This window comes from Sporomusa sp. (assembly GCF_057736855.1).
In genome coordinates this window covers 1-1,814 of sequence record NZ_JBYKYF010000228.1, presented here as the reverse complement: position 1 = coordinate 1,814, position 1,814 = coordinate 1, and the positions used below count along the sequence as shown (strand labels likewise).

At 45.0% G+C, this 1,814-nt stretch carries 2 protein-coding genes; both read right to left on the bottom strand.

The genetic code is table 11. From position 1 onward, the window contains the following. A partial coding sequence (locus AC29Z1_RS13260; protein ID WP_488271931.1) for an ABC transporter ATP-binding protein occupies nt 1–966 on the bottom strand: 966 nt, incomplete at its 3' end. 14 nt (nt 967–980) lie between these two features. Further along, nucleotides 981–1,640: an ABC transporter permease gene (locus tag AC29Z1_RS13255; RefSeq protein ID WP_488271930.1), complete on the bottom strand. Its 660-nt coding sequence runs from the start codon at nt 1,638–1,640 to the stop codon at nt 981–983. Between the last annotated feature and the right edge of the window lie 174 nt (nt 1,641–1,814).

Genomic DNA, 1,814 nt, shown 5'->3' with positions numbered 1-1,814 from the left:
TCCGGTTCCAACTTTAATTTTATAGGCTCCTACGCCTGGAGTAATTTCTTCAATCGTGCCATGAACCGTGATAAGCGGCTGACGACGTAATATCGAACTTTCATTGAGGATGTAAAGAGCATCCCCTGGCAAACAGCAGGCCGATACCTTAGGTGGAGCCGGAGTACTTTGCCTAAACTCAATACCGCCAGGCAAACGCACCACCACTTCTTGCCCGAAATCCTCCACTTGACACGGCAATATATTATCCATATCTACAAGATTAGCAACCGTTTGAGTAGCTGGACGACGAAGTACAACCTCCGGAGAAGCATCCTGAATAATTCGACCAGCGTCTAGTACTACCACTCTATCGGCAAAGTACAGTACATCATTGAAATTATGACTGACAAGTAACACCGTTAACTTATGTGATGTCGCTACTTGCTTTAAATCTGCTAAAATGGCTGTCCGTGAAGCCATATCCAACGAGGCAAAAGGTTCATCCAACAACAATAATTTGGGTCTAAAAACCAGCGCCCGTGCCAGAGCTACCCGCTGCGACTCACCCCCAGAAAGCTGGTTAGCCTGACGTTTTGCCAGGTGCTGGCACTGAAAGGTGGTAAGCGCTTCTACTACCTGTTGCTTTATCTGTGCAGAGGGATAGTTGCGAAATTTCAAAGGTAAAGCAACATTATCATATACGGTACCATGAACAAGCAGAGTTTCCTGAAACATCAGCGAGCTATAGCGTCGGGCAGTTTCCAGACCGCTTTTAGCGGCATCCCGACCAAATAAAGTAAGTCTCCCCTGCTGATAGGGCAGTAGCAAGTTGAGTACCTGTAACAGCGTACTCTTTCCCGCACCATTAGCGCCCGACAATGCCACCAGTTCTCCTGCCCTGATAGATAGTTTTTCAATATCTAGTACTAGCTGTCGGTTACGGTATACCTTAATTCCTTCCAATTCTACAATGTTATTCTCCATAGTCCCCCGCCCTGCTATTTGGCCGTCCGGTTTTGCAAGTAAGTTAAAGCGGCAACAATACCGTATGCTACCATTAATAAAATAAAGCTAAGTGCCAAAGCAATATCGTAATTGCCTTTACCTACTTCCATAACGGTAGCAGTAGTTAAAACCCTAGTCTGGCCTTTAATGTTGCCACCTACCATCATGGAAGCGCCAACTTCGGACACTACACCGCCAAAACCGGCCATAATGGCTGCTAATAATCCTAGTTTGGCCTGACGAATTAAAATCATATTAGCCTGCCATTTAGAAGCCCCAAGCGATAAGAGTTGCAAACGTAGTTTTGGGTTTAGGCTGCCGATAGCAGCAAATGATAATCCAGCAACAATAGGGCTGGCAATAACAGCTTGGGCGATAATCATCGCCCAAGGCGTATACATAATTCCTAGCATACCAAGCGGCCCATACCGCCAGAGCATTAAACTAACGACCAATCCCACGACAACTGGCGGTAGACCCATGCCAAAATTGACCACACTGACAATAACTTTTTTTCCGGGAAAATCGTTGAGTGCTAACCATAGCCCAAGTGGTATCCCCAAGATAATACTTATTATTGTAGCTATTCCTGACACTTTAATGGTCAAAAGTGTAACCGCCAGTATCTCTGGGTCCTGCCAGATATTGTCCATAATTATCCCTTTACCCTATAGGCCAAAATCTTTTTCCGTTTTACCGCCATCAGCAGTAAACAATGGCTGACCATACTTGTCTTTGCCAAAAGTGCTGATAATGCTTTGGCCTTCGCTTGACAACAAGAAGTCAGCAAATGCTTTGGCACCTTCTTTGTTTACTTTATCAAATTT

Excerpts from the sequence above, each read along its gene's own strand:
- AC29Z1_RS13255 (WP_488271930.1), bottom strand. The coding sequence starts at position 1,640 with ATGGACAATATCTGGCAGGACCCAGAGATACTGGCGGTTACACTTTTG.